Source organism: Pseudomonas lini (assembly GCF_030812475.1).
GTDB lineage: Bacteria > Pseudomonadota > Gammaproteobacteria > Pseudomonadales > Pseudomonadaceae > Aquipseudomonas > Aquipseudomonas lini_A.
Genome location: NZ_JAUSSR010000010.1, coordinates 1 through 26,077, shown reverse-complemented (window position 1 = coordinate 26,077; position 26,077 = coordinate 1). Strand labels below are relative to the sequence as shown.

The 26,077-nt window shown below is 59.4% G+C and carries 18 protein-coding genes and 1 tRNA gene; 6 read left to right on the top strand and 13 right to left on the bottom strand.

Translation table 11 applies throughout. The annotated features are described in order from the left end of the window. Positions 1 to 73: 73 nt before the first annotated feature. Entirely contained in the window at positions 74 to 520 is a 447-nt protein-coding gene (azu, locus tag J2W17_RS19460) for an azurin (RefSeq protein ID WP_307337756.1), read from the bottom strand. Positions 521 to 863: 343 nt separating this feature from the next. On the opposite strand from azu, the gene J2W17_RS19455 reads away from it, so the two are divergent. Together J2W17_RS19455 and J2W17_RS19450 are read left to right on the top strand one after the other, a co-directional pair. Then, positions 864 to 1,451 (top strand): LOG family protein, encoded by a 588-nt coding sequence (locus tag J2W17_RS19455; protein WP_307337753.1) that lies wholly within the window; start codon positions 864 to 866, stop codon positions 1,449 to 1,451. A 68-nt stretch (positions 1,452 to 1,519) separates the two neighbouring features. Beyond that, positions 1,520 to 1,708 (top strand): hypothetical protein, encoded by a 189-nt coding sequence (locus tag J2W17_RS19450; protein WP_128874310.1) that lies wholly within the window; start codon positions 1,520 to 1,522, stop codon positions 1,706 to 1,708. 107 nt (positions 1,709 to 1,815) lie between these two features. Here the strand turns inward: J2W17_RS19450 and J2W17_RS19445 are convergent, their stop codons facing one another. From J2W17_RS19445 to J2W17_RS19425, 5 genes are all read right to left on the bottom strand, one after another. Next, on the bottom strand, positions 1,816 to 2,877 hold the full coding sequence (locus J2W17_RS19445) for an RHS repeat-associated core domain-containing protein (RefSeq protein ID WP_307337748.1): 1,062 nt from the start codon (positions 2,875 to 2,877) through the stop codon (positions 1,816 to 1,818). 126 nt (positions 2,878 to 3,003) lie between these two features. Beyond that, a complete protein-coding gene (locus J2W17_RS19440; RefSeq protein WP_307337745.1) occupies positions 3,004 to 3,894 on the bottom strand; it encodes a transglutaminase family protein in 891 nt (296 codons plus the stop codon). Beyond that, a complete protein-coding gene (locus tag J2W17_RS19435; RefSeq protein WP_307337741.1) occupies positions 3,894 to 6,380 on the bottom strand; it encodes a circularly permuted type 2 ATP-grasp protein in 2,487 nt (828 codons plus the stop codon). Before J2W17_RS19435 ends, J2W17_RS19440 begins: the two co-directional genes overlap by 1 nt. Positions 6,381 to 6,467: 87 nt before the next feature. After that, the gene (locus J2W17_RS19430; RefSeq protein ID WP_307337738.1) at positions 6,468 to 9,743 is read right to left on the bottom strand and encodes a transglutaminase family protein; all 3,276 of its coding nucleotides are present in this window, start codon (positions 9,741 to 9,743) and stop codon (positions 6,468 to 6,470) included. Positions 9,744 to 10,222: 479 nt separating this feature from the next. Continuing rightward, positions 10,223 to 12,526, bottom strand: a complete 2,304-nt coding sequence (locus tag J2W17_RS19425) for a YgiQ family radical SAM protein (RefSeq protein ID WP_307337735.1) — start codon at positions 12,524 to 12,526, stop codon at positions 10,223 to 10,225. Between the two features lie 466 nt (positions 12,527 to 12,992). Between J2W17_RS19425 and J2W17_RS19420 the strand changes: the two genes are divergently transcribed. From J2W17_RS19420 to J2W17_RS19410, 3 genes are all read left to right on the top strand, one after another. Further along, positions 12,993 to 15,353: a hypothetical protein gene (locus J2W17_RS19420; protein ID WP_307337732.1), complete on the top strand. Its 2,361-nt coding sequence runs from the start codon at positions 12,993 to 12,995 to the stop codon at positions 15,351 to 15,353. Between the two features lie 181 nt (positions 15,354 to 15,534). After that, complete coding sequence (locus tag J2W17_RS19415; RefSeq protein ID WP_307337729.1) at positions 15,535 to 17,556, top strand: leucine-rich repeat domain-containing protein; 2,022 nt, start codon at positions 15,535 to 15,537, stop codon at positions 17,554 to 17,556. Next, the gene (locus J2W17_RS19410; RefSeq protein WP_307338527.1) at positions 17,468 to 18,427 is read left to right on the top strand and encodes an NEL-type E3 ubiquitin ligase domain-containing protein; all 960 of its coding nucleotides are present in this window, start codon (positions 17,468 to 17,470) and stop codon (positions 18,425 to 18,427) included. Before J2W17_RS19415 ends, J2W17_RS19410 begins: the two co-directional genes overlap by 89 nt. 49 nt (positions 18,428 to 18,476) lie before the next feature. On the opposite strand, the gene dnaB is transcribed toward J2W17_RS19410, so the two are convergent. The 7 genes from dnaB to rnr form a co-directional block, all read right to left on the bottom strand. Next, positions 18,477 to 19,871, bottom strand: coding sequence for a replicative DNA helicase (gene dnaB, locus J2W17_RS19405; RefSeq protein ID WP_064675625.1), 1,395 nt, complete (start codon positions 19,869 to 19,871; stop codon positions 18,477 to 18,479). 133 nt (positions 19,872 to 20,004) lie between these two features. Then, positions 20,005 to 20,451 (bottom strand): 50S ribosomal protein L9, encoded by a 447-nt coding sequence (gene rplI, locus J2W17_RS19400; RefSeq protein ID WP_003197251.1) that lies wholly within the window; start codon positions 20,449 to 20,451, stop codon positions 20,005 to 20,007. Positions 20,452 to 20,470: 19 nt separating this feature from the next. Continuing rightward, entirely contained in the window at positions 20,471 to 21,364 is an 894-nt protein-coding gene (locus tag J2W17_RS19395) for a hypothetical protein (protein WP_307337723.1), read from the bottom strand. A gap of 36 nt (positions 21,365 to 21,400) precedes the next feature. Continuing rightward, on the bottom strand, positions 21,401 to 21,631 hold the full coding sequence (gene rpsR, locus J2W17_RS19390) for a 30S ribosomal protein S18 (RefSeq protein ID WP_002551829.1): 231 nt from the start codon (positions 21,629 to 21,631) through the stop codon (positions 21,401 to 21,403). 28 nt (positions 21,632 to 21,659) lie between these two features. Further along, the gene (rpsF, locus tag J2W17_RS19385) at positions 21,660 to 22,085 is read right to left on the bottom strand and encodes a 30S ribosomal protein S6 (protein WP_150743927.1); all 426 of its coding nucleotides are present in this window, start codon (positions 22,083 to 22,085) and stop codon (positions 21,660 to 21,662) included. Between the two features lie 270 nt (positions 22,086 to 22,355). Continuing rightward, positions 22,356 to 23,123, bottom strand: coding sequence for a 23S rRNA (guanosine(2251)-2'-O)-methyltransferase RlmB (rlmB, locus tag J2W17_RS19380; RefSeq protein WP_307337716.1), 768 nt, complete (start codon positions 23,121 to 23,123; stop codon positions 22,356 to 22,358). Beyond that, positions 23,120 to 25,762 carry a ribonuclease R gene (gene rnr, locus J2W17_RS19375; RefSeq protein WP_307337713.1) on the bottom strand — a complete coding sequence of 881 codons (2,643 nt, stop codon included), beginning with the start codon at positions 25,760 to 25,762 and terminating at the stop codon, positions 23,120 to 23,122. Before rnr ends, rlmB begins: the two co-directional genes overlap by 4 nt. Positions 25,763 to 25,988: 226 nt before the next feature. On the opposite strand from rnr, the gene J2W17_RS19370 reads away from it, so the two are divergent. Beyond that, a tRNA-Leu gene (locus J2W17_RS19370) sits at positions 25,989 to 26,075 on the top strand. The last annotated feature ends 2 nt before the right edge of the window (positions 26,076 to 26,077 follow it).

The window sequence follows — 26,077 nt, the reverse complement described above, 5'->3', positions numbered from 1 at the left end:
AACGATGACTCGGTCAAATGTCAGGCACAAAAAAGCGTCCTTCGAGGGACGCTTTTTTTATGTCTCGATTCGATTACTTCAGGGTAACAGTCCCTTTCATCATCGAGATATGGCCCGGGAACGAGCAGAAGAATCCGTACTTCTCGCCAGCATTGAGCTTCGCCACATCGAAGGTCACCGAGTCGGTTTCCTTGGCGCCGATGAGTTTGGTGTGGGCGATGATGCGGGCATCACCTTCTTTCAGGTAGTTCTTGTCGATGCCGGCCGCCAGGCCATCGGTAGCGATCGGCTGCATATCAGCCTCTTTACTCAGCACCCAGTTATGACCCATGACGTTTTTCGGCAAGCTGCCGGAATGGGTCAGCTCGACGGTGAATGTCTTGCAGCTCTTGTCGATTTCAATGGCCTTGGTGCTAAAGGACATCTGATCGGTGGAGTCGACAGTGACCTTGCACTCGGCAGCCATCAATTGGCTGCTGGCCAGTGTCAGCAGGGATACCGCAACAAGTTTGGCAAACATGGTGAATCTCCAAGGCAGGGTTAACAAAAGTGCGAATGAACAGAAGACTGCCTGAAAACTTCGCAAGTTCCTATGACCTGAATCAAAAATTGTATACAACTTTCGGGCTATGACACCTATCGAGACAATCTACCAGCCAGACGTCTGGTCCGGCCCTATCATCAGTCCGTCATCCCTCATCTGGAGCGCCTGTCATGTCCCTTAACAGCCTGTTGCGCAGTTTGCTCGCCGCTTATGCCTGTGGCGCCAGCGGCACCTGTGAAACACCTGATCGCGACGTTTAGACCTTGGAGCGCCGCTCGCCTGCCGTTACTCTGTGATCATTCTGATCGTGGAGCAAGGCATGTCTTTAGCGTCCGTTTGTGTATTTTGCGGTGCCAGTACCGGCACTCACCCGGCTTATCGTGAAGCAGCTATCGCCCTCGGGCGAGCACTGGCCGAGCGCAAGCTGACACTGGTCTATGGCGGTGGCGCCGTCGGGCTGATGGGCGTCGTCGCCGATGCTGCGCTGGCGGCCGGTGGTGAAGTGATCGGGATCATCCCGCAAAGCCTCATGGACAAGGAAATCGGCCACAGCGGCCTGACCCGCCTGGAAGTGGTCGACGGCATGCACGCACGCAAGGCGCGGATGGCCGAGCTCAGCGACGCCTTCATCGCCCTGCCTGGCGGCCTGGGCACCCTGGAGGAACTGTTCGAAGTCTGGACCTGGGGCCAGCTCGGCTATCACGGCAAACCGCTAGGCTTGCTGGAAGTGAACGGTTTCTACAGCAAACTGACCGGTTTTCTTGATCATATCGTCGGCGAAGGCTTCGTTCGCGAGGCGCACCGTGACATGCTGCAAGTGAGCGAATCGCCGCAAACCCTGCTCGATGCCCTGGATGCCTGGCAGCCGACAATAGTGCCAAAGTGGACAGAGCAAAAACCCAGCTAACGGCTCGGCATCGATACAAGGCAGAATACGCGCCGCTCAACCTCACCTTCGACCCCAGAGGATCGCCCATGGCTAAACCCAATTATTCCTTCGCCAAACGTCAAAGAGACTTGGCCAAGGAGCAGAAGAAAGAGGAAAAGCTTCAGCGCAAGAAAGCTACCGCTGAAGAAGAAGCAGCAGCACTGAACCCGGATGCCGAAGGCGAAGTGGCTACAGACGAAACCGAAACACCGAAAGATCAGGCGCCCGACGCCTGAGACCCTCAGGGCCGGATGATCTGATCAGGCCCACCGGATCTGTGTCCAGGGTTGGCAGCGCGGCTGCTGACCCTGAGTTTTTTCAGCCAGGAACAAAGCCTGATCGATCAGCTGTCCCTGATCTGACGATTACTGTCAGAAGGCAAAGGATGTTTTCTCGCTGCGGCCGCGATTTTGTAGGGCTCCAGCATTACCCTCTCATAGGACGGTGGAGCCGCCTCAGAGCTATGTAAAGTGGCGACTACATCCGTATAACGAGGCGGATTTACGCCCATCTCATTCATTTGCTGTAGCGGTGGTGCACTCGGTGCATGAATCTGATTTTCGGGCGACATGCTCCGCGCCACAGGCGGCATATCGGGTAAAGAGGCATTCGCACGCCTAACGAGCCTTCTAAACTCTGCACGTTCCCTTTGCGCCTCGCGGGCAGCCCTTTGATCAGCTGGCTTAGGTACACCACTTGTATGGGGTAATCCCGCAGTGTTACCCCTTCCCCGTGGAACTCTCTGCGCTGGTTCCCAAGCGCCGCCATGCGTTTGGCCTCTTGCGCTACGGGTGACCTGATCTGCCGGCACCGGTGTTCTCGGCGGACTGGGAGATCGAGACCGCGACCTGCGCACGAATTTCAAGAACCGACGCATGTGCCCTGTCGGATCATCGTAATTGACCGGATCCCCTAGACAATAAGCATAACAATTCAATCCCCCCTTTCCGAACGGACTCCAGGTGTCCGCGCTGTTGAACCTCATTAACACCGGGCTAAACGCCCGATAGCCCTTGCCTAACAAATAATGCCCTGTCACCGGATCAGGTCGTTCTCCGTTAAAACAGAGCAGGCTGAGCAAACCGTTCTCCAACGTACGATGACCGTAGGGGGTGTACTGGAGGGAATGGCTTTCGGTTGTATCCACGACATTCAGCACCGAACGATGCTGATCAGTGGCAAGCAAGCTGGTTTCCACGTTGTTGCTCTCGTGCAATTGCTGCGCCAACAGCTGCTCTCCGTGCTGCATGATCGACTGCCGCACCGTGCCTTGGATTTCGGTGGATAAACGGTCTTTCATGTAAAAGCGCTCGGAGCTGTCGTCCTGCGCAAGCGTACTAGCGACCAGCCTGCCCAGTGGATCGTAATGGTAGGTGCAGAGCAGTGCGTCTTCGTTCTTCGGCATGAACATGGCTCCCTGAAATATCTCAACTCTGGGGCCAGTATCACTTGGCTGTATGGAGGTGCCTAGCTATCAGATCTGATAGGGTCGGTACGCTCTGCAAGTACGTTCCCATCAACTGAATCCCTGTTATTCCAAGGGCATCACGGTAACCCTAACCTCCGGATCATGGTTGCCGCCCCCCAGAATTACCCCGCGCAACGGAGAAACATCGGAAAAATCCCGGCCCCAGGCCAGGGTGATGTGTTCCAGCGCCGGCTGCACATTGTTGGTCGGATCGAAATCGACCCAGCCCAGCACCGGGCAAAATACCGAGACCCAGGCGTGGGATGCATCGGCGCCGATCAATCGCGGCTGCCCCGGCGGTGGCTGGGTCAGCAGGTAACCGCTGATGTACCGCGCCGCTAATCCACGAGAGCGCACGCAGGCGAGCATCAGGTGCGCGAAATCCTGACAAACCCCCCGCCGACGCTCCAGCACTTCCACCAATGGCGTCGCTACTTGGGTTGCTTCGGCGTCGAAGGTGAATTCGCTGAAGATTTTTTCCATCAGGGCCTGTACGCCAATTAACAGCGGCCGCCCCTGGGGAAAGCAACTTTGCGAGAATTCGACGAAGTTGCGCTTCAAATGCACATAAGGCGATTCAAAACGAAAACGGCAGGCATCCAGCAGTTCAGGAGACAGCGGCTGACTGCTGTAGGTCAGCGCATTGCGCGTTTGCTCCCATGCGGGAGATTGATTGAAATCGAGCGCAGGCCGCGCCAGCACTTCAACGGTGAGCCGGGCATTGACCAGCAATTCATCGTGGGGCCGCTCGAACGCCAGCCGGGTCAGGGGATTGCCGAATACGTCCAGTTCGTCCCGGCGCGTAGTCGGGTCCGGACTGATTTGCAATTGCTGCTCGGTGCAACGCTGCCAGGCACAGGCTCGCGGCCACAAGTGAGCCAGTTGCTGGGCCAGGGAGACCGGGCTGTCGTACTGGTAATGGGTGTCGTGGAGAATCCGGTAATGGGCGTTCATCAGACGGACACCGTGCGCTGGCTGACATCATCGACATGGGCGAAATGGCGCAAGGCCAGGCGATCCGACATTTGCCCGCTGATATCGGCGATCTCTTGAAGCAAATCAGCCAGACCATTGAGGGCGGCGCGAAGGCTGGATTCACCAAACAGCGAATTCTCCAGGCACCCCAGATCAAAACGCGCCAGGCGGTCCACCAATTGCGGCAGGGCTGCTTCACGAGGTACGCCAAAGTCATTGTTCAAGCGCTTCAGGGTGCGAGTCACCAGCTTCAGCTGGAACAGCACCGCATGGGGGTTTTGTTCATCCAGCAGCAACAGGTCCAGGACCGGTATCAATTGCGCCACCGCGAGATACCGCGAACGGTAGGTGATGCTGCTGTTTCCCAGCTCCAGCAGCCATTCCAGCCCGGCCTGGTCGAAGGCGCCGGCACCCCGCAGAAATGCGGCGAGGCTGCTGCTGAGAAATTGCAGGCGCTCGATCCGACGACCGATCATCAGGAAGCGCCAGCCTTCGTCCCGTGTCATGTCGTCCAGGGCGAAACCGGACAACGCCGCCAAGGACATCACGAGACGGTTGAGAAAATCCAGCAGCTCGCCAAAATCCGCTTCATCGGTTTCCAGCGCCATGGCTTCGCGCTGCAATTCCACCAGCGCCTGCCAGTTTTCCCGGGAGAGCTTGCCCCGCACCTGGGAGGCCGCCCACTGCAAACGCTGCAGGTTGGAGCGCAGGCTGAACGGCCAGTCATCGCCGAGCAGCGCCGCCAACAAGCGCTCCGGCAACTCACCTTCATCCGGCAACAGATTCAGGCGCTCGCCAAGATCGACTGCCGCCTGCAAGGCCTGGGGATCGTCACCGTCGACATAATGCGCCAGCATGATCCGCAGCAACCGTGCGCTGCCATCGCAACGCTCGCAGTAACGGCCGAACCAGAACAGGTTTTCCACCACCCGTGACGGCAGATACGGATCGAGCCGCACCAGATCGCGCACCCCGATGTTGCGTCGGGTTTTCCATTGTTCGCCGCTGGGTGGGCGATCCCCCAACACCCAAGTGTCCTTGCTCGCACCGCCGCGCTGCATCGACACCTCTTCGGCGTCGGCGTCGGCGGCCACCCGGGTCAGGCCACCGGGCAGCACCCGATACCCATCGCGGCTGGCTACGGCATATACGCGCATGCCAATGGCACGGGGTTGCAACTGTCCGTCTTCAGCCTGCCAGACCGGTGCCTGAGAAAGCTGCGCCAGTTCTTGCGCCACATAGGCGTAAGGCCGTGCCTGCATACGCTCGGCGAGGTCCTGGCGCTGTTTTTCACTCAAATCACGACCAAACACCGGAGTGAAGCTCTGGGATGGGAATGCCGGTTTGATCAACAGCTCCGGTAATTTTTCCAAGGCCTGGGCCAGCACTGGCGCTTCTCCGCACCACCAGGTGGCAATGGAAGGCAGGATCAAGGCTTCACCGAACAGGAATTGATTGATCCTCGGCAGAAAGCCCAGCAACCCCGGCGACTCCAGCACGCCACTGCCGAGGGCGTTGGCCACCAGCACTCGCCCTTGCCGCACGGCCTCGAGCAGGCCTGGCACGCCAAGCGCCGAGTCGGTACGCAATTCCAGCGGATCGCAGAAGTCATCATCCAGCCGGCGCATGATTGCGTGCACCCGGCGCAGGCCGCTCAAGGTTTTCAGGTAGACGGTGGCATCCCGCACCGTGAGGTCACCGCCCTCCACCAATGGATAACCCAGCTGACGCGCCAGGTACAGGTGCTCGAAATAGCTTTCGTTGAATCGTCCTGGCGTCAGCAACACCACCAACGGCGCTTGATCATCGCTCGGCGCCTGACGGGCCAGGGTTTCCTGAAGCGTGCGGAAGAACCCGGCCAGATGCTGCACCTTCAGATCACGGTACAACTCGGGAAAGGCCCGAGACACGATGGTGCGATTTTCCAGAGCATAACCAGCCCCGGACGGCGCCTGGGTCCGATCCGCCGTCACCCACCAACGACCATCGGGCGTGCGCGCCAGATCCACCGCGTACAGATGCAGAAAGGCCCCGTTGGGTGGTGTAATGCCCTGGCAGGGCCAGAGGAAGTTGTTATGGCCAAATACCAGTTCGGCGGGTAGCAGCCCCTCGGCGATCAAGCGTTGCGGACCATAGAGATCCGCCAGCACGGCATTGAGCAAGCGCGCCCGTTGCGCTATGCCAGCCGACAATTGCTCCCACTCGTCAGCCGCAATGACATGGGGCAGCAGGTCGAGTTCCCACGGCCGGTCAGCCCCCTTGGGGTCGGCATAGACATTGTAGGTCACGCCGTTTTCCTGGATCTGCCGGGTCAGCAACGCCTGACGCTGCACCAACTGCGCGGGTGTGCTGCGTTGCAATTGCTCGAACAGCCGTCGCCAGTGCGGGCGCACGGCTCCACTGCCATCAAGCAGTTCGTGATAAGTGCCCGCCGTCAGCGGGTAGCGGTCAAGCAGATCAGGCATGGAAAGCTCGGCAGACAGCAGGAACGGTCAGACTAACGCAGGCTCATGACGCCCGGATAGACGAAAAATCCGAGCGTCGCGTACGATTTAGAAACGTCGCAAATCGAGCGTCATCGGTAGCTCGTCGTTAATTTCCACATTCGGTACAGGAAGTTTCCCCGGCGTGTGTCCGATGCGGAAGAAACGCGCCATCCGCCGGCTCTCGGCCTCGTTGGCGTTCACCGGCAAGCTGTCGTAGTTGCGCCCGCCCGGATGGGCGACATGGTACTGGCAGCCGCCCAGCGAGCGTTGCATCCAGGTATCGAGCAGGTCGAACACCAGTGGCGCATGAACCGGGATGGTGGGCTGCAGGCAGTTGGCCGGTTGCCAGGCGCGAAAACGCACGCCTGCCACAAACTCGCCAACCCGACCGGTAGGCTGCAATGGCACGGGAATGCCATTGCAGGTCAGCAGATAACGCTGGGGCGGCAAGCCCGTGAGCTTGACCTGCAAGCGCTCCAGGGACGAATCCACGTAGCGCACCGTGCCACCGACCGCACCCTCCTCGCCCAGCACATGCCAAGGCTCAAGCGCCTGGCGTACTTCCAGCTCGATACCGCTGACCGCGTAATCACCGACCTTGGGAAAACGGAACTCCAGATGCGCTGCAAACCACTCGGCCCGCACGGGATAGCCGGCAGCATTGAGATCGACCATCACATCGGCGAAATCCTGCTCGATAAAGTGCGGCAACAAAAATCGGTCGTGCAGTTCGGTGCCCCAGCGCGCCAGCTTCGGCGGCGCATAAGGCTCGCGCCAGAACTTCGCCACCAACGCCCGCAACAACAGCTGTTGCGCCAGGCTCATGCGTGCATGCGGCGGCATTTCGAAGGCGCGCAGTTCCAGCAGTCCAAGGCGTCCCGTAGCGCCGTCCGGCGAATACAGCTTGTCGACACAGAATTCAGCGCGATGCGTGTTGCCGGTGACATCGATCAGCAGGTTGCGCAACAGCCGATCCACCAGCCATGGCGCGCACTCCTCGCCCGGTTCGGGCATTTGTGCAAAAGCGATTTCCAGCTCGTACAACGCGTCGTTGCGCGCCTCATCGACACGCGGCGCCTGGGACGTCGGGCCGATGAACAGTCCGGAAAACAGGTAGGACAAGGACGGATGGTTATGCCAATAGCTGATCAGGCTGCGCAGCAGATCGGGACGGCGCAAAAACGGAGAGTCAGCCGGTGTCGCGCCACCCAGGACGAAATGGTTACCGCCACCGGTGCCGGTGTGCCGCCCATCGATCATGAATTTTTCTGTGGTCAGTCGAGTCTGGCGTGCCTCTTCGTAAAGAAATTCGGTGCGTTCGACCAGCTCATCCCAGGTGGCGGACGGCTGCACATTGACCTCGATGACGCCTGGGTCCGGCGTAATCCGGAAGTTGCTCAGGCGCGGATCGCTCGGAGGCTCATAGCCTTCCAGCAACACCGGGCAATGCAGCTCTTCAGCCGTGGCCTCGATGGCGCTGACCAGTTCCAGGTAATCCTCGACCCGTTCCAGCGGTGGCATGAACAGGTACAGCCGGCCTTCCCTCGCCTCGGCGCAAAATGCCGTACGGGTCAGCCAGTCTGCGGACTCGTCGATCCCGGGCACGCGCTCGTCAGCCACCGCAGGGTCGCCATGGCTGCGCAGCTGCGTGGTTTCAGGCAGCGGCGGGAAATCCTGGTTCGGATCATTGGGGTTGATGAACGGATACTCTGCCGCTTTCACCCAAGGCTGCGAGCCGAGGGGCAGGCGATAGCCCAGCGGCGAATCCCCCGGTACCAGCCGGCAGTGTTCGTCACGCAGATACCAGCGCCCGCTCTGCCATTGATCGCCCTTGGCTGTGCGCGCCAGGGGAAGGACCTGGCCAATGATCTTGTCCAGGCCCTGACTGAAGACTTTGCGCAGTCGCGCACGCTCCAGTGGTTCTTCCAGGCGTGAGTCTTCGGCGCTGACGTTCTGCGGCAAAGCCCCCTCGCGCCAGAGGTAATAGAAATTGTCTTCGTAGGCCGGAAACACAAAGCGTGTCGGAATTTTCAGGCGCTCGGCGACACTCGCCAGAAAACGCCCGGCCAACTCACTATCGGCACCGTAGTCTTCCTGCTCATCAGCGATCAAGGCGCTGTTGTGCCAGATCGGCACACCATCGCGGCGCCAGTAGCAGTTCAACGACCAGCGCGGCAATTGTTCGCCGGGGTACCACTTGCCCTGGCCGAAATGCACCAGGCCTTGGGGCGCATAGTGCCTGCGCATGCGCTGGAACAGTTCGGCGGACAGCCGACGCTTGTCCGGCCCGAGCGCGGCGGTGTTCCACTCGGCGCCGTCGGGGTCATCGATGGACACAAAGGTCGGCTCGCCGCCCATGGTCAGGCGAACGTCACCGTCCAGCAGGTCGGCATCGATCTGCCTCCCCAACGCCTGGATCGCCAACCATTGATCTTCGGTGTAGGGCTTGGTCACCCGCGGCGCTTCCCAGATTCGCTCCACGGACATTTCGTGGGTGAATTCGCACTCGCACGGCTCCACCAGGCCACTGATCGGTGCCGCAGAGCCCGGATCGGGACTACAGGCCAACGGAATGTGTCCTTCGCCGGCGAACAGCCCGGAGGTGGCGTCCAGGCCGATCCAGCCCGCACCGGGCAGATAGACCTCGCACCAGGCGTGCAGGTCGGTGAAGTCCACGTCAGTGCCCGACGGGCCGTCGAGGCTTTTGACGTCAGCGGTGAGCTGGATCAGGTAGCCGGAGACGAAACGCGCCGCCAGGCCAAGATTGCGCAGCAACTGCACCAGCAGCCACGCCGAGTCGCGGCAGGAGCCTGAGGCCTGTTCGAGGGTGTATTCCGGGGTCTGCACGCCCGGCTCCATGCGGATCAGGTAGCCGATGTCTTCGCTCAGACGCTGATTGAGCGCAACAAGGAAATCCACGCTGGGCAGTGGTGTGCGGTCGATGCCCTGCAGATAAGCCTGGAATTTCGGGGTCAGGGGCAAGGTTTCCAGGTACGGCGCCAATTCCTTGCGCTCGTCCGCCGCGTAGGTGAACGGGATCTTTTCCGCGTAGGGCTCGAGGAAGAAGTCGAACGGATTGAACACTGCCATCTCGGCCAGCAGGTCGACCTCGATCCGCAGCTCAGCGGTTTTCTCAGGAAACACCAAGCGCGCCAGGTAATTGCCCTGGGGGTCCTGCTGCCAGTTGATGAAGTGCTGCCCGGGCGAGACCTTGAGCGCGTAGGACAGAATTCGCGTGCGACTGTGGGCGGCCGGACGCAGGCGAACGATCTGCGGTCCGAGTTCGACAGCGCGGTCGTAGCGGTAATGCGTAACGTGATGCAATGCGACATGAATCGACACGGCGTGCCTCCTGCGAGCCTGGACGTTATCGAAAGCGGCGCAAGACTTATGCCATCCAGCGGCGCTGGCGCTTTCTTCGATTGCTTGAGGCAGTACAGCACCAAAATCGGGCGATGCGGGAAATTGGTTTGACAGCGTTGCACGGATTTGTGGCGTTCAGTTGAATTGTCGCCACCAATTTCGGGCCCGTCGCGGGCAAGTCGGATCCCCGTATAACCGCTCCCACAGGGATCTGCTGCGACCATTAAATTTGGGTACACCTCGAAACACTGTGGGAGCGGGCTTGCCCGCGAAGGGGCCGGTTGCCTCAACATAGGACTTGTAGGAGCTGGCTTGTCGGATCGCCGCACCGCAGCGAAGCTTTTGGCGCGAGTGAGGACGCCTTCGCTGGCAAGCCAGCTCCTACAAGGGATCACCATTAGCTCCATAACGCAGAACGCCAACCCGAAGGTTGGCGTTCTGTTCAGCTCAAACGAGGCTTAGCGCGGTACGACCGGCTTGCGCGCAGGCTTTGGCCCCTTGCCTTTAGCCGCATCCTTACGCTCCTTGGCCGCCTGCTGATTGCGGGCGAACGCCGCAGCCTTGGCCTGTTCACGCTTGTCCCACGGGTTACCGCCATCGCTGGCACGGGGTGGCAGACCAGTGTGCTGGGTCAGGATTTTGGTGGTCTTCTCGCCCGCGACCTTGTGGCTTCCGGCCGGCGTCGAGTTCTTGCGCCGGGCACTCTGGTAGCTGTCGGTCGCTGGCTGGTGCAGCGGGATCAACTGGTTCTTGCCCGGCCCGATCAGGTCGGCGCGGCCCATGCGGGTCAGCGCTTCACGCAACATCGGCCAGCCTTTCGGGTCGTGGTAACGCAAGAAGGCCTTGTGCAGACGACGCTGCTCTTCGCTCTTGACGATGGTCACCGCGTCGCTCTTGTACGTCACTTTGCGCAACGGGTTCTTGCCCGAGTGATACATCGCGGTGGCGGTGGCCATCGGCGACGGGTAGAACGCCTGCACCTGATCGGCGCGGAAGCCGTTGCCCTTGAGCCACAGAGCCAGGTTCATCATGTCTTCATCGGTAGTGCCCGGGTGGGCGGCGATGAAATATGGAATCAGGTACTGCTCTTTCCCGGCTTCCTTGGAGTACTTCTCGAACATGCGCTTGAACTTGTCATAGCTGCCGATGCCCGGTTTCATCATCTGGTTGAGCGGACCTTCCTCGGTATGTTCCGGGGCGATCTTCAGGTAACCACCAACGTGGTGGGTCACCAGTTCCTTGACGTATTCCGGCGACTCGACCGCGAGGTCGTAGCGCAGGCCGGAAGCGATCAGGATCTTCTTCACGCCCGGCAAGGCACGGGCGCTGCGATAAAGCTGGATCAGCGACGAGTGATCTGTGTTCAGGTTCGGGCAGATACCCGGGAACACGCACGACGGCTTGCGGCACGCCGATTCGATTTCCGGGGTCTTGCAGGCGATGCGGTACATGTTCGCGGTCGGGCCGCCGAGGTCGGAAATGACGCCGGTGAAACCTGGGACCTTGTCACGGATCTCTTCGATTTCGCGAATGATCGACTCTTCGGAACGGTTCTGGATGATCCGGCCTTCGTGCTCGGTGATCGAGCAGAAGGTGCAGCCGCCGAAGCAGCCACGCATGATGTTCACCGAAAAACGGATCATGTCGTAGGCAGGAATCTTTTCCTTGCCGTACGCCGGGTGCGGGATGCGCGCATAGGGCATGCCGAACACGTAGTCCATTTCTTCGGTGGTCATCGGAATCGGCGGCGGGTTGAACCAGACGTCGACTTCGCCATGCTTCTGCACCAGCGCACGGGCGTTGCCCGGGTTGGTTTCCAGGTGCAGCACGCGGTTGGCGTGGGCATACAGAACGGCGTCGCCACGGACCTTCTCAACCGACGGCAGACGAATCACGGTCTTGTCTCGCGTCATCTTCGGGCTGGCCAGGATCTGAACGACTTTGGCTTCTTCCGGATCTTCAAGCGGACCCTTTTCCTGCTCGATGGCGCAGGCCTGGGTGTCTTGGGTATTCACGTACGGGTTGATGATCTTGTCGATCTTGCCCGGACGATCGATGCGCGTGGAATCGACTTCGTACCAGTCTTTCGGCGTGTCGCGACGAATGAATGCGGTGCCGCGCACGTCGGTGATATCTTCGATCTTGTGACCGTAGGACAGACGCTGGGCAACTTCGACGATCGCACGCTCGGCGTTGCCGTAGAGCAGGATGTCGGCGCAGGCGTCGATCAGGATCGAGTTGCGCACCCGGTCCTGCCAGTAATCGTAGTGGGCGATGCGGCGCAGGGAAGCTTCGATGCCACCGAGCACGATCGGCACGTTCTTGTAGGCTTCCTTGCAGCGCTGGCTGTAAACCAGGCTCGCACGGTCCGGACGTTTGCCCGCCATGCCACCGGGGGTGTAGGCGTCATCGGAACGGATTTTCTTGTCGGCGGTGTAGCGGTTGATCATCGAGTCCATGTTGCCGGCCGCGACACCGAAAAACAGGTTCGGCTCGCCGAGCTTCATGAAGTCGTCTTTGGACTGCCAGTTCGGCTGGGCAATGATCCCGACGCGGAAGCCCTGGGACTCCAGCAACCGGCCAATGATTGCCATGCCGAACGACGGGTGATCGACGTAGGCATCACCGGTGACGATGATGATGTCGCATGAATCCCAGCCGAGCTGATCCATCTCCTCCCTGCTCATTGGCAGGAATGGCGCTGGCCCGAAACATTCGGCCCAATATTTTGGATAGTCAAATAACGGCTTGGCTGCTTGCATGTCGATGACCGGTGTTGAGATGAAAAATCGCGGGCGCGGAATATAGCACAAAATTTGACCAATTCCGACGACAGTGGTCGGTTTCTATTTGATCCGATGCCGCATACAACCCGAACCGGACCTGAATACTTACACGCTTTGCAAATCCGCGAAGCGAAAAACCGGCAATGACGCCAAATGCCCCTTCAGCCTCCGTTTACAGGTGCTGATGCGAAAACCATTCAAGGATGAAAAAGTCATGTCACCAAAACCGCCTCCCAGAGGCACAACCACAGTTGATATTCACACCCGCCCCACGCGCCCCTCGAACGAGCACACACCGCACCCTGACACTGTGCCACATGTCGATTTTGTCCTGTCAACCGGGAGACATCCGGAACCCACGGGGACAGGCAGAACACCGGAGGACGCCGACCTTGATGCAATTACGCCGGCGCCGCCCATAACGGTCAGCGAGACATCTTCCGTGTCTGAAACGACTCCAACGCCTGCGCAACGTCCGCTGGAGCTTTATTGGATCACCGCTTCAGCCCATCTTCCGGATGCCGACGCTCAGGGTTTCAGAATCTTCAAGGGCCGCCAGTACGTCGACGTCCCCGGCGGCATCGTGCATGTCGCAAAGGATCCGGAAACCGGCCTGTACCGGGCCAGACTGCCGAACGAGCTGACCCCTTCTGGCCCGGTGCTCGTGCGCAATCCCGAGAGCAGAATCTGGCATCCGTTTGATGTCACCACGCCAACGACCTACCCATTGACCGAGACCCGCCTGAAGGCTTTTCGCACCCCCCTGGACTTCACAGGAGTCGAACCGGGCAGCGACGGGCTGTATCGACTGGATGGCAAACTCTACGTGGTCATTCAGAACCACGCCTATCAGGTCCTGCATGATCCTGGGGCAACATCGCCGTGGGCTTCAGTGATGCGCATCGTCCGGGCAGAAGATCCCGTTTCCCTGGACGATAACAACATTTTCGTTGCGACGCGCCCGGGAAGGTCGGAGCCTGTTGTTTTTGATCGGCAAAATGGTTGGGTGGGAACCCGTGTGGGCGGCGCGGGCGGGATGCCGACGGGACTGAATAGCTCATTGCAAAAGCAATTCGCCGAACCGATCGGCCAATTGCAAACAGAGGCCCGCATGCTGGAGGCGACCAGGCAGAGGAGACTCACACTGACGTCCAGCTGGGAGAGAGCAATCGGTACAGAAGGTGAAAGAACCGCTCTGATACTCCTGGAAGTGCAAATTCGCAGAGAACTCGCTTTGCTGGAAAATCTGGCCACCAAGTACGTGAACGAACGCGACTGGTTGATTCTTGTTAAAGCAAATGGCGTCTATAGAAACGAACTGCATGAACTTCGGGAATTTAAAGTCGCGGGTTACAACCGTCTCATTGTTGTCAGCGATGCCCGCAAAATGCTGGAGATTCAGCCAATCAATGACTCGGCGACTGCCTATCAAGCCATCGCCGAACACCTGATGAATAAACGCAACATTCTGGAAAAGGTCCAGCAAGTTGCAAATGAAATCCGGTCCAGCTCGCGCTCCTCGGAGCTCGAGCTGGCTGAACTGGGTTATGACCCGAAGGAGATTCATGAAGTAACCTCCGGCTGGGTCGAAGCCCGAAGCCGACTGCTGACGGAGGACCCAGGCAACAGTGACTCCGAAGCGGTACAACTGGCGCACTCTTTTATTGAGGCTGCGTCCGCATTCCGAGGGATCGAGAGCATTCCCGAGGCCGCTCGCATCGCGGCGTTGACCGGCCTGCTCGACCAAAGCGGGGCAATCAGGTCCTCGTACGAGAACCTGGACCTCCCGGCAGACTCACTTCAGGCCAACTCCCGGCGCGAAATTGCAGAGGCCATACAGGTCTTCGAAAACGCACTTGAGAACCAGATGGCGCGTTTTCACCGAGATCTGGAACACACCTCGGCGCTACCGGCGCACGAGCAGCCCATTGATTTCGACTTCATCCCTGCACAAGACAGAAGCGGGCCGGCACCGACGCCCAGACGAATCTTTCGCGTCAAACACCACGGGGTCGACAAAGTCAGTGTTGGTCAACCGCGTCGGACCGTGACGAACGAAGAGGTGATCGATGTCTTGGATCCCAACAACCCGGCCCGGGTCTTGCGAACCTACGAACGCAGGGAGGGAGAATGGCGCCGGGTACAATTTGCACAAAACAAGCCCCTGACCGCGCTCATGGCCGAAGCCAGCCAACACCTGGATCAGTCCGAATCGTACCTGAGAAGCGCCTGGCAAGATGAGCGGGGAAAAATCAATGCCACCAACATCGTCGAGTTTCTCGGTAGCAAGGCCGAAGCGCTCGACGACCTGGCCCGACAGCTCGAACAGGCTCCAAATCCGACCGGGCACAACATCGGCGTGCTCGTCCAGCGCCTGACGCAAGACAGTCAGCGCCTGAGAAGCGAAGGCGAGAACATTCGCATCCGGCTCTACAAGGACAAATCCTGTCTGAGCGCGGGCCGACTGGCGTATTTGATCAGCCACGAACACCTCAGCGTCAGACAGACCCACGTTCGGCTGCAGCGGGGCAAGGGCAAGGACAAACACTTTCTGGACATCTACAGGTTGAACGACGCGCACACCGGCGAGCCTCTTTGGGAGGCCCATTTTAAATATGACAAGCAGGACAGCCCAGCGTTGAACTTCAAGGTAAAGGGGGGGCATCTCAAAACGCTCGAGCAGGCCGGACGGGGCATTGAATCCCAGCGCCGGGATGAACAGGCTGGACTGCCACACGTGGCCATCTGGCGCGAAACGATTGATGGCCGGACGGCACAGAAGATCTTCGAGCTGGCGTCGTGAAGCAATTGCGGCGGGCCGGCGGGAGCGCCAGCCGGCGTTTTTCTGGATGTCGCGCTCTTCGAGCCGCCGCTGCGCCGCAACCCCTGACCCTCAATAAACCAAAATGGGCAATGAAGCCCAAACGCAGTTCAGCAAACCATTGATGGGCGCTGATGCGGCAACTTTTCAAGGATGAAAACCCATGTCACCAAAACCTCCCACTAGAGGCAACGGCTCCGCCGATGTCCACATTCACCCAAATCAACCGTCGGACGTGAGCACACCGCGCCCCGACATTGCGCCCCGCATCGACTTTGGCTCGCCGACCTTGCGCCCTGATGGCAATCCGGCGCGGCCGGGCAGAACAAACGGAGATCCCGACCTTGACGCAATCACGCCGGCACCGGTGGTAACGGTTCACGAAACCATTGGAACAATGACCAGCGTTGCCCCCCTGACGCCGGTCAATCAGTCGCTGGAGCGTTACCGGCTCAGCACTGCGACAGGGTTGCCGGACGTTAACGCCGATGGCTTGAGGATTCACAAGGGACGCCGGTACGTTGACCTGGCCGATGGCGGCGTCGCACTGGTCGGGACGGATCCGGAAACGGGACTGTACCGCGCCAGACTTCCCAGCGAATTGACCGCCTCCGGACCGGTGCTGCTGCGCGATCCCCATAGCGGGCGGTGGCACAAGCTTGAAGATTTCGAACCGATCACCTTCCCGTTGACCGACACCCGCCTGGCGGCTTTTCGCACGGGCCTGGATTTCAGCGACGCAGAACCCGGCAGCGACGGGCTTCATCGGTTCGACGGCAAACTGTACGTAGAGATCGACAACCACGCCTATCAGGTACTGCATGACCTTGACGCGTCAACTCCATTGGCGGCCGTGATGCGCATCGTCCGTAGTGAAGATCCCGTGGCCATCGACAACCGTAACCGGTATGTCCCGACACGCCCGGGAAGGTCGGAACCGATTGTTTTCGATGCCGTACAGGGCTGGGTGGGAACCGGGGTGGCCGGTGCAGGCGGGATGATGCGTGGCGATGCCGATCAGCCGGCTCGTCCGGGACTGCTGGACAGGCTTTCCTCGGCTTTCAGTCGACTGCGCGGCGCTGAATCCCGAGCCAGAAAGTTGTTCCCGGATCACACCGATGATCAGATCAGCGACTTTATCCGATCACTGGGAGACGACGTCAGAGGCCGTTTGACCCGCCGCGAAACCGAGTACAACACGCTCAAGGCCGAACTGAAGTCCTGGATCAAACAATCCACCACTTCATCGGCTTTCGGAACAGCGAAAGACTCGACGCTACGAGTTGCCGAAGAGATAAAGCGCTGTTGGCGCCAGCAGACCGGCTCAACGCTCAGGCTTGCCCTCGGAAATGAACCACTTCCGGCGTTGAAAGCGGATTTCAGCCATGTCCGGGCGTTGGAGCTGGACGCCGTCACCTGGTCAGACAGCGCCAACACATTCCTCTCGGGCTTCTCCGGCCTGGAACGTTTGGCTGTGACCCGCTCCACCCTGGATAACCTGCCCGCAGCAGTAGCTGAAATGTCCAACCTGAGCACATTGGATCTGAGTTCGAACCTTATTCAGCTCAATGAGCAAACGGCCGCAAAACTGAGCACACTCAGCAAACTGCAGAACATTGACCTGTCGGGTAATCCACTGGGCAAAACGCCTGATTTCGCCGGCCTGTCCGAACTCGAGACGCTGAACCTGAACAATGCGCAACTGGATCAATGGCCAACGGGTTTGCAAAATCAGACCAGATTAAAACGCCTGGACTTGCGCAACAACCGACTGCGTGAGGTTCCGGCGGCAATACTCGACCCCTCGGCCGATCCATTCAAAGCGTACGCCCGAATCAACAGCGTCACGCTGCTTGAAGGCAATTCCTTCCCTGCCGGCTATTGGAAAAAGCTTGAAGCATACTGGCAGCGCGTGGCTGCCGATCATCCCGAACTGAACACGAACGCCCTGACCGGCGCGTTCAGGCTTGATGGTGATAGGCCCGAGATAGCCATGGTGCAGCGGCTTTACCCGGACAAGAACACGCAAGAGGCCAGGGCGTTTTTCATCGGACTGGGTGATGAAGCAGAAGCGAAACTGGCCCGACGCGCTCAGGATCTGGATTTACTCGAAAGCCAGCTGGACCGAGGGATTACCCCCCGACCAGACATTAGTCAGAAGAGCGCAATGGCGAACGTTACGTGAAGATCAGGGCTCAGACGGCTTCTTCAACATCATTCAGAGCCGCACCCGTCATCAGGATTTTCGGCGACAGGTCTGGGATGTGATCGACGCCATTACCGAAGACAATCCCGAGTCCCTTGTCATGCGCAGGGAAGTGTTTGATCGCGCATGCGAAGCGGGCTGCACCGATCTTGCCGCTGCCACCTTCACAGACCTGCAAATCCTGACCGCTACGCACAGAGCGCGCACCCAGGCCAGGAATGAATTGAACGGCACGCCGCTGGTGAGCTTCTCCAGAAGCCTGTTCCGGTTAAGGCATGTCGACGATATCGCGGCGGCAGACCTCGAGTCGAGCAGGGCGATAATCAACAATCCCGCGACTTCCGCGCAGCAGAAGAGACACCATCGTAATCGTATACACGATCCACACGAAATGGTGATGGCCTACCGTTTCGGTCTCAAGGACCGGCTCCAATTGCCGTTTCAACCCGAGGCACTCAACTATATCGGCATGGCGGATGTGACCCCTGCAATGCTGGATGCCGCGTATAGAAAGATCGTTGCGCTGGACGACTCACCCGAAGAGTTTCAGGCCCTGGTAGCCCTGGATCTCTGGCAGGACTACATCACCCACAAATACCTGAAGAAATTCGAAGATTGCCGCCAGCCCTTTCAGGATCAACAAGCAATTCTGGACAGCCGGGCTTCGCAACAGCAACTCACAGAGGCGGAATATAAAGCTCAGACCAATGATCTGCAGGCACTGCTTGCGATTGAAGAAGCGACATTGATTCAGGCGCTGACGCGGCAAGAACTTCAACCTCGCTCACCGAACGAGGAGCCTTCTGCCAGCAACCCCGCTGGCGACGAGGCCTCTGCCCAAACGGATTAAAACGTGAATCACGCCTGGGTGCGGCTGGCCGGGTGATCCCGGCCAGCCGTCACTCGTCGTCGAAGTTGTAACTACCCGGCGCCAGATTCTCGAAGCGGGTGTACTTACCGATAAATGCCAGCCGCGACGTACCGATCGGGCCGTTCCGCTGTTTGCCGATGATGATCTCGGCGATGCCTTTATGCTCGGTTTCCGGGTGATACACCTCATCCCGGTACACGAACATGATCACGTCGGCATCCTGCTCGATCGCTCCCGATTCCCGTAGGTCGGAGTTGATCGGGCGTTTGTTCGGCCGTTGCTCCAGAGAGCGGTTGAGCTGGGACAGCGCCACGACCGGGCAGTTGAATTCCTTGGCCAATGCCTTCAAGGAGCGAGAAATTTCGGAAATCTCGTTGGTCCGGTTATCACCGCCGGAACCCGGTATCTGCATTAATTGCAGGTAGTCGATCATGATCAGGGCGATGTCGCCATGTTCACGCACCAGGCGCCGGGTCCGCGCGCGCATTTCCGAAGGGCTGATGCCGGCCGTGTCGTCGATGAACAGCTTGCGATCGTTGAGCAGGTTGACCGCCGAGGTCAGGCGCGGCCAATCGTCGTCGTCCAGGCGACCGGCCCGGACCTTGGTCTGGTCGATGCGGCCGAGGGACGACAACATACGCATGATCAGCGATTCGCCTGGCATCTCCAGTGAGTAAACCAGCACGGCCTTGTCACTGCGCAGTACGGCGTTTTCCACCAGGTTCATCGCAAAGGTGGTTTTACCCATGGACGGACGGCCGGCAACGATGATCAGGTCGGACGGCTGCAGGCCGCTGGTCATCCCGTCGAGGTCGGTGTAGCCGGTGGACAAACCGGTAATGGCGTTGTCAGTGTTGAACAAGGTGTCGATGCGGTCGATGGCCTTGGTCAGCAGGTCATTCACGCTCACCGGGCCGCCGGTTTTTGGCCGAGCCTCGGCGATCTGGAAGATCTGCCGCTCGGCTTCGTCGAGAATCTCTTCCGCGGTGCGGCCTTCCGGATTGAAGGCGCTGTCGGCGATCTCGGTAGCGATGCCGATCAGTTGTCGCAGGGTCGCCCGCGCGCGAACGATCTGCGCATAGGCCTTGATGTTGGCGACGGACGGCGTGTTTTTCGCCAGCTCGCCGAGGTAACCAAGACCACCGACTTGCGAAGTCTGACCTTCCTTGTCCAATTGCTCGGCAAGGGTCACGACGTCGATCGGCGAGTTCCGGTCGGCCAGTTTGGCAATTGCACGGAAGATCAAACGGTGGTCATGCCGATAGAAATCGCCGTCGGAGACTTGATCAAGCACGCGTTCCCAGGCGTTGTTGTCCAGCATCAGACCACCGAGCACGGCCTGTTCGGCCTCGATGGAATGCGGAGGCACCTTCAGCGACGCGGTTTGCAGGTCATATTGCTCGGGAGCGGAGATATCGTTCATGGCCACTTGGTTATATTAGAAAAGCAGGGTGTGAAAAACAGGAACTGCAGAAAGACAAAGGGCACGACCTGTAAACAGGATCGTGCCCGATGTTACCGGCAAGCACCCGAGGGTGCCAGCCGACAAGTGCTGCTTAAGCTGCTACCACGACAACGCGTACGGTGGCTTCAACTTCGGCGTGCAGGTGCACGGCTACGTCGAATTCGCCTACGTTGCGGATAGTGCCGTTCGGCAGACGAACTTCGCTTTTTGCAACTTCAACGCCAGAGGCGGTCAGTGCATCGGCGATGTCGTGAGTACCGATCGAACCGAACAGCTTGCCTTCGTCGCCAGCGGTGGCAGTGATAGTCACTTCCAGCTCAGCCAGTTGGGCAGCGCGGCTTTCAGCCGAAGTTTTACGATCTGCTGCGGCTTTTTCCAGCTCAGCGCGACGCTCTTCGAACGCAGCCAGGTTGGCAGCGGTCGCAGCGGTAGCTTTGCCGTAAGGCAGCAGGTAGTTACGACCATAACCAGCCTTAACGTTCACTTTGTCACCCAGGTTGCCCAGATTGGTGACTTTTTCCAGAAGGATCAGTTGCATGTGAAAATCCTCTTAACTTTTAACCTTCACCGTTCGCGCTATCGACGTCTTTCGGCGTCGAACGACCGCGAAAATCAATCAGGCTGTCGACGATGGCCAAGACCACCAGCAACGGATAGATCAGCTGCATGAACAGCAACAGCGTGACGTACAACCCCACCAGCCAGAACCTGGCCAGTCGCTTTTGCGCCACCAGCCCATGAATCAGGGCCAGCCCGGCGAACACCAGCGGTACACTGCACAACGGCGTCAACATGGCCATCTGCGGACCGAGGTTCGGTCCCAGAAGCATGAACGCCAGCAGCAACATCGCCAGCCCAAGCGGGAAGCGTGTGGCGCGAAACTCGCGACCAAAACCACCCGGGTTGTACAACAACGCCTGCCAGTAGCGCCCGACAATCAGGCTCAGCACACTGACGATTTGCAACAAGGCCGCAATCAGGCCGGTCAGGACCGGTGCAATCAGGGACGCAAAATGCGCTTGCTCGTCTACCGACAACTTCTGGTAGACATCGCCGAGTAGCGACGGCATGACTTTTATCAAAGCCTGCGCCAGCATCTCGATCTGGGGACCAAAAGCCGTCCCCAGCACCACTGAAAACACCACTCCCATCGCTATGCTGACCAGCAGCACGCGGTTCCAGGACTCGCTTGCGCGCAAAACCAACGCAAGGCTCCAAGACCCCAGCAGCACCAGAAGTGAGCGTGGGTCATCGGCGTAAAGCCACCAGATCAACGCCGGCAGCAATCCCAGGGCAAGAACGCTCGAGGCGTCCTTCCATCCGCGCCGCAGGAGCACGAAGCATCCAGCGGCAGCACCCAACCAATACAACAACGGCAATGCCGCGCATCCAGCCACTACCAGAGTGGCCTGCATACGGCCGCGCATGATGAACTCAGCTATGGCACGCATGCTTTCAATCCTTTGCTACGTGTCGACTGCCCGGTCTCAGCGGCCGTGGCTGTCGGTGTAGGCCAGCAGGGCCAGGAAGCGGGCGCGCTTGATAGCGGTGGCCAGCTGACGCTGATAACGTGCTTTGGTACCGGTGATGCGGCTTGGAACGATTTTGCCGGTCTCGGATACATAAGCTTTCAGGGTGTTGAGATCTTTGTAATCGATCTCTTTCACGTCTTCAGCGGTGAAGCGGCAGAATTTACGACGACGGAAGAAACGTGCCATGTAATAGGCTCCTCAAAAGGTCCGTGGATTACTCGTCAGCGTTATCGCTGTTGTCGCTGTCATCACCATCAACGCCATCGGCGCTGTCGGAGTGCTCAGGACGGTCGCGACGCTCACGGCGCTCACTGCGGTTTTCTTCAGCCTTGAGCATCTCGGATTGGCCGGTAACGGCTTCTTCGCGACGGATGACCAGGTTACGGATCACTGCATCGTTGTAGCGGAAGTTGTCTTCCAGCTCGGCCAGGGCCTTGCCAGTGCACTCAACGTTCAGCATCACGTAGTGAGCCTTGTGAACATTATTGATTGCATAGGCCAGTTGACGACGGCCCCAATCTTCCAGACGGTGGATTTTGCCGCCGTCTTCTTCGATCAGCTTGGTGTAACGCTCAACCATGCCGCCGACTTGCTCGCTTTGATCCGGGTGGACCAAAAAGATGATTTCGTAATGACGCATGAATGCTCCTTACGGGTTGTAGCCTGCCGCTCAAAAGCGGTCAGACAAGGAGTGAATGACACTTATGGACTTGCTTGCGATAGACACATGCGTGCCTGCCGTCACAGCAAGGGGCGCAATTGTAGAGAAGGGACGGGAGAGGTGCAAGGCAATTGGTGATTATTTGAACAATCACCATTGACCTCGTACCTGTAGGAGCCGGCTTGCTGGCGATGGCGTACTTGAGGACGCCTTCGCTGGCAAGCCAGCTCCTACAGGTGGGTGTTTCAATCAGGACTTCTTGGCGGTTCCGGCGGCCTTGACGCTGCGCTGGCGCTGCGCCTCGAACAGGCACACGCCGGTTGCCACGGATACGTTGAGACTGCTGACACTGCCCGCCATCGGCAGGTGCACCAGATAGTCGCAAAGATCGCGAGTCAGGCGACGCATGCCGCTGCCTTCCGCCCCCATGATCAGGATGGTCGGGCCGGTCATGTCGTGCTGATACAGGCTCTGCTCAGCCTCGCCCGCCGTACCGACGACCCACAATCCGCGCTGCTTTAGCTTCTCCAGGGTGCGCGCCAGGTTGGTCACGGCCACCAAAGGAATGACTTCTGCTGCACCACACGCGACCTTACGTACCGTCGGGGTCAAGGTCGCCGACTTGTCCTTGGGCACGATCACCGCAAGCGCACCCGCCGCATCGGCCGAACGCAGGCAAGCGCCGAGGTTGTGCGGGTCGGTCACGCCGTCGAGCACCAGCAGCAACGGTGCGCCTTCGGTGCGGTCGAGCAGCTCGTCGAGCATTGCTTCGCCCCAGACCTGGCTCGGGCTCACTTCCGCGACCACGCCCTGGTGCACGCCTTCGACCCAGGCATCGAGCTCACGACGTTCAGCATTGCCGACTGCTACGCGATTTTCGCTGGCCAGCTCGATCAGCGTCTGAACCCGCGGATCGCTGCGGCCTTCGGCCAACCAGATCTGCTTGACGCGCTTGGGGTGGTGACGCAGCAACGCTTCTACCGCATGCACGCCGTAGATCTTTTCCAACTGACTCATGGCTTGGCCTTAGGTTTACGTACCCCGCCGCTTTTGGCAGCTGGAGCGGAACCCGCCTTGGGCGGGCCTTTACGGTGTTTGCTCGGTTTTGCTGGCTTGCCGCCGGGGGCCTTGTCAGGCGCCGACCGTCCGGTCTTTCCCCCAGACGCCGCTTTACCGCCGCTTTTTGCTTCAGACAACAATGCCTGCTTCATTTCGCGGCTTTTACGCAGCTCGGCATTTTTCGCCGCCGCGTCGCTCGGGCGATAGGCTTCGACAGCCTTTTCCTTGGCAGGGCGACGACCGGTTTTCGCCGGTGCCGGCTCTGCTGCGGTTTTAGCAGCCGATTGGGTAGCCGGCTCGTTTTTTTCAGTCCCGCGTTTCTTGCGACCGATCGGCGCGCTGATGGTCTTTTCAGCCATCTCGAAGTCGATCTTGCGCTCGTCGAGGTCAACACGCATCACGCGCACTTCAACAGTATCGCCAAGTCGGAAGCTGCGGCCGGTACGCTCACCGGCGAGGCGGTGATGCACAGGATCGAAATGGTAGTAATCGCCCGGCAGCGCGGTGACGTGCACCAGGCCTTCGACGTAGATATCGGTCAGCTCGACGAACAGGCCGAAACCGGTCACGGCGGTGATCACACCCGGGAACGACTCGCCCACACGATCTTTCATGAACTCGCACTTGAGCCAGTTCACCACATCGCGGGTGGCTTCGTCGGCGCGGCGCTCGCTCATCGAGCACTGTTCGCCGAGCTGCTCCAGGATCGCTTCGTCGTACGGATAGATGCGCGCCTTCGGAATGGTCATCGCACCGGCACGGCGAACGTGCGGGGTGTTCATTTTCGAATGGATGACGCTGCGGATCGCCCGGTGCGTGAGCAAGTCCGGGTAGCGACGGATCGGCGAGGTGAAGTGGGTATAGGCTTCGTAATTCAGGCCGAAGTGGCCCTGGTTGTCGGCGCTGTAGACCGCCTGGCTCAACGAACGCAGCATCACGGTCTGGATCAGATGGAAATCCGGACGGTCCTTGATGCTCGCCAGCAGTGCCTGGTAATCCTTCGGCGACGGGCCGTCCTTGCCTTTGTGCAGGGACAGGCCGAGCTCGCCGAGGAATGCGCGCAATTTTTCCAGGCGTTCCGGTGGCGGACCATCGTGAACGCGATACAGCGCAGGAATCTCGTGCTTTTTCAGGAATTCGGCGGTGGCCACGTTGGCCGCCAGCATGCATTCCTCGATCAGCTTGTGGGCGTCGTTGCGAACGGTCGGACGGATCTCGGCGATCTTGCGCTCGGTGCCGAAGATGATCCGGGTTTCCTGGGTTTCGAAATCGATCGCGCCACGCACGTGACGAGCGGCCAGCAGCACTTTGTACAGCGCGTAAAGCTGCTTGAGGTGCGGCAGAACGTCGTTGTACTCGCCACGAAGCTGACGCGCCTCGGTGAGTTTCGGCGTTTCCAGCATGGCACTGACCTTGTTGTAGGTCAGGCGCGCGTGGGAGTGGATCACGGCCTCGTAGAAGCAGTAGTCGGTCATCTCGCCGGATTTGGAGATGGTCATCTCGCAAACCATGGCCAGGCGATCGACGTGCGGGTTCAGCGAGCACAGGCCGTTGGACAACTGCTCCGGCAGCATCGGAATCACGCGCTCGGGGAAGTACACCGAGTTGCCGCGAACCTGGGATTCGTTATCCAGGGCCGAACCGATTTTCACGTAGCTGGAAACGTCGGCAATCGCCACGTACAACTTCCAGCCACCGGAGAACAGGCGCAGCTTGCCCGGCTTGGCTTCGCAGTAGACCGCATCGTCGAAGTCGCGAGCATCTTCACCGTCGATGGTCACGAACGGCAGATGACGCAGGTCGATGCGCTTCTCTTTGTCCTTCTCTTCGACTTCCGGCTTGAGCTTGGCGGCTTCTTTCAGCACAGCCTCAGGCCAGACGTGAGGAATGTCGTACGTACGCAGGGCAACGTCGATTTCCATGCCCGGCGCCATGTAGTTGCCCACGACTTCAACCACGTCGCCTTGCGGCTGGAAGCGTGGCGTCGGCCAGTGAGTGATCTTCACTTCGACGAACTGACCGATCTTGGCGTTGGCATTGCGGCCCGGCGTCACCAGCACTTCCTGCTGGATCTTCGGATTGTCCGCCACCACGAAACCGATGCCGCCCTCCTCAAAGTAGCGACCAACGATGGTCTCGTGAGCGCGGGAGACCACTTCGACGATCATGCCTTCACGGCGACCGCGTCGGTCCAGGCCGGAAACACGGGCCAGGGCACGGTCGCCGTCGAACACCAGGCGCATTTGCGCCGGGCTCATGAACAGGTCGTCACTGCCGTCGTCCGGGACCAGGAAGCCGAAGCCGTCACGGTGACCGCTGATGCGTCCCAGGATCAGGTCGAGCTTGTCCACCGGCGCATAAGTGCCGCGACGGGTATAGATGAGTTGAGCGTCGCGCTCCATGGCGCGCAGGCGGCGGCGCAGGGCTTCGATCTGGTCTTCCGTGGTCAGACCAAACTCTTCGACCAGCTGCTCGCGGTTAGCAGGCGAACCCCGATCAGCAAGGTGCTGAAGGATCAGTTCGCGGCTAGGAATAGGGTTTTCATATTTTTCCGCTTCACGAGCGGCCTCGGGATCGAGGGACTGCCAATCGGCCATTAGAGAGTTTTCACCTTGTCTATATGCGGGTTAGTTTGGCATAGGCTTAATGAAACGGGAAATTTCAGGCTATGACAGCCTGTCTAAAGCCCTTAATCGACACCGCGAAGCTGATTTAAATGCCACTGGTAAAAAAATACAGGTTTTTTTGATGCCAGGGGTTTACAGTTAAAAAGACGCTCCGTATAGTGCGCGCCATCGACGACGCACTAGCGTTGTCGATACTGCCCAGATGGTGAAATTGGTAGACACGCCAGCTTCAGGTGCTGGTGACCGCAAGGTCGTGGAAGTTCGAGTCTTCTTCTGGGCACCAAT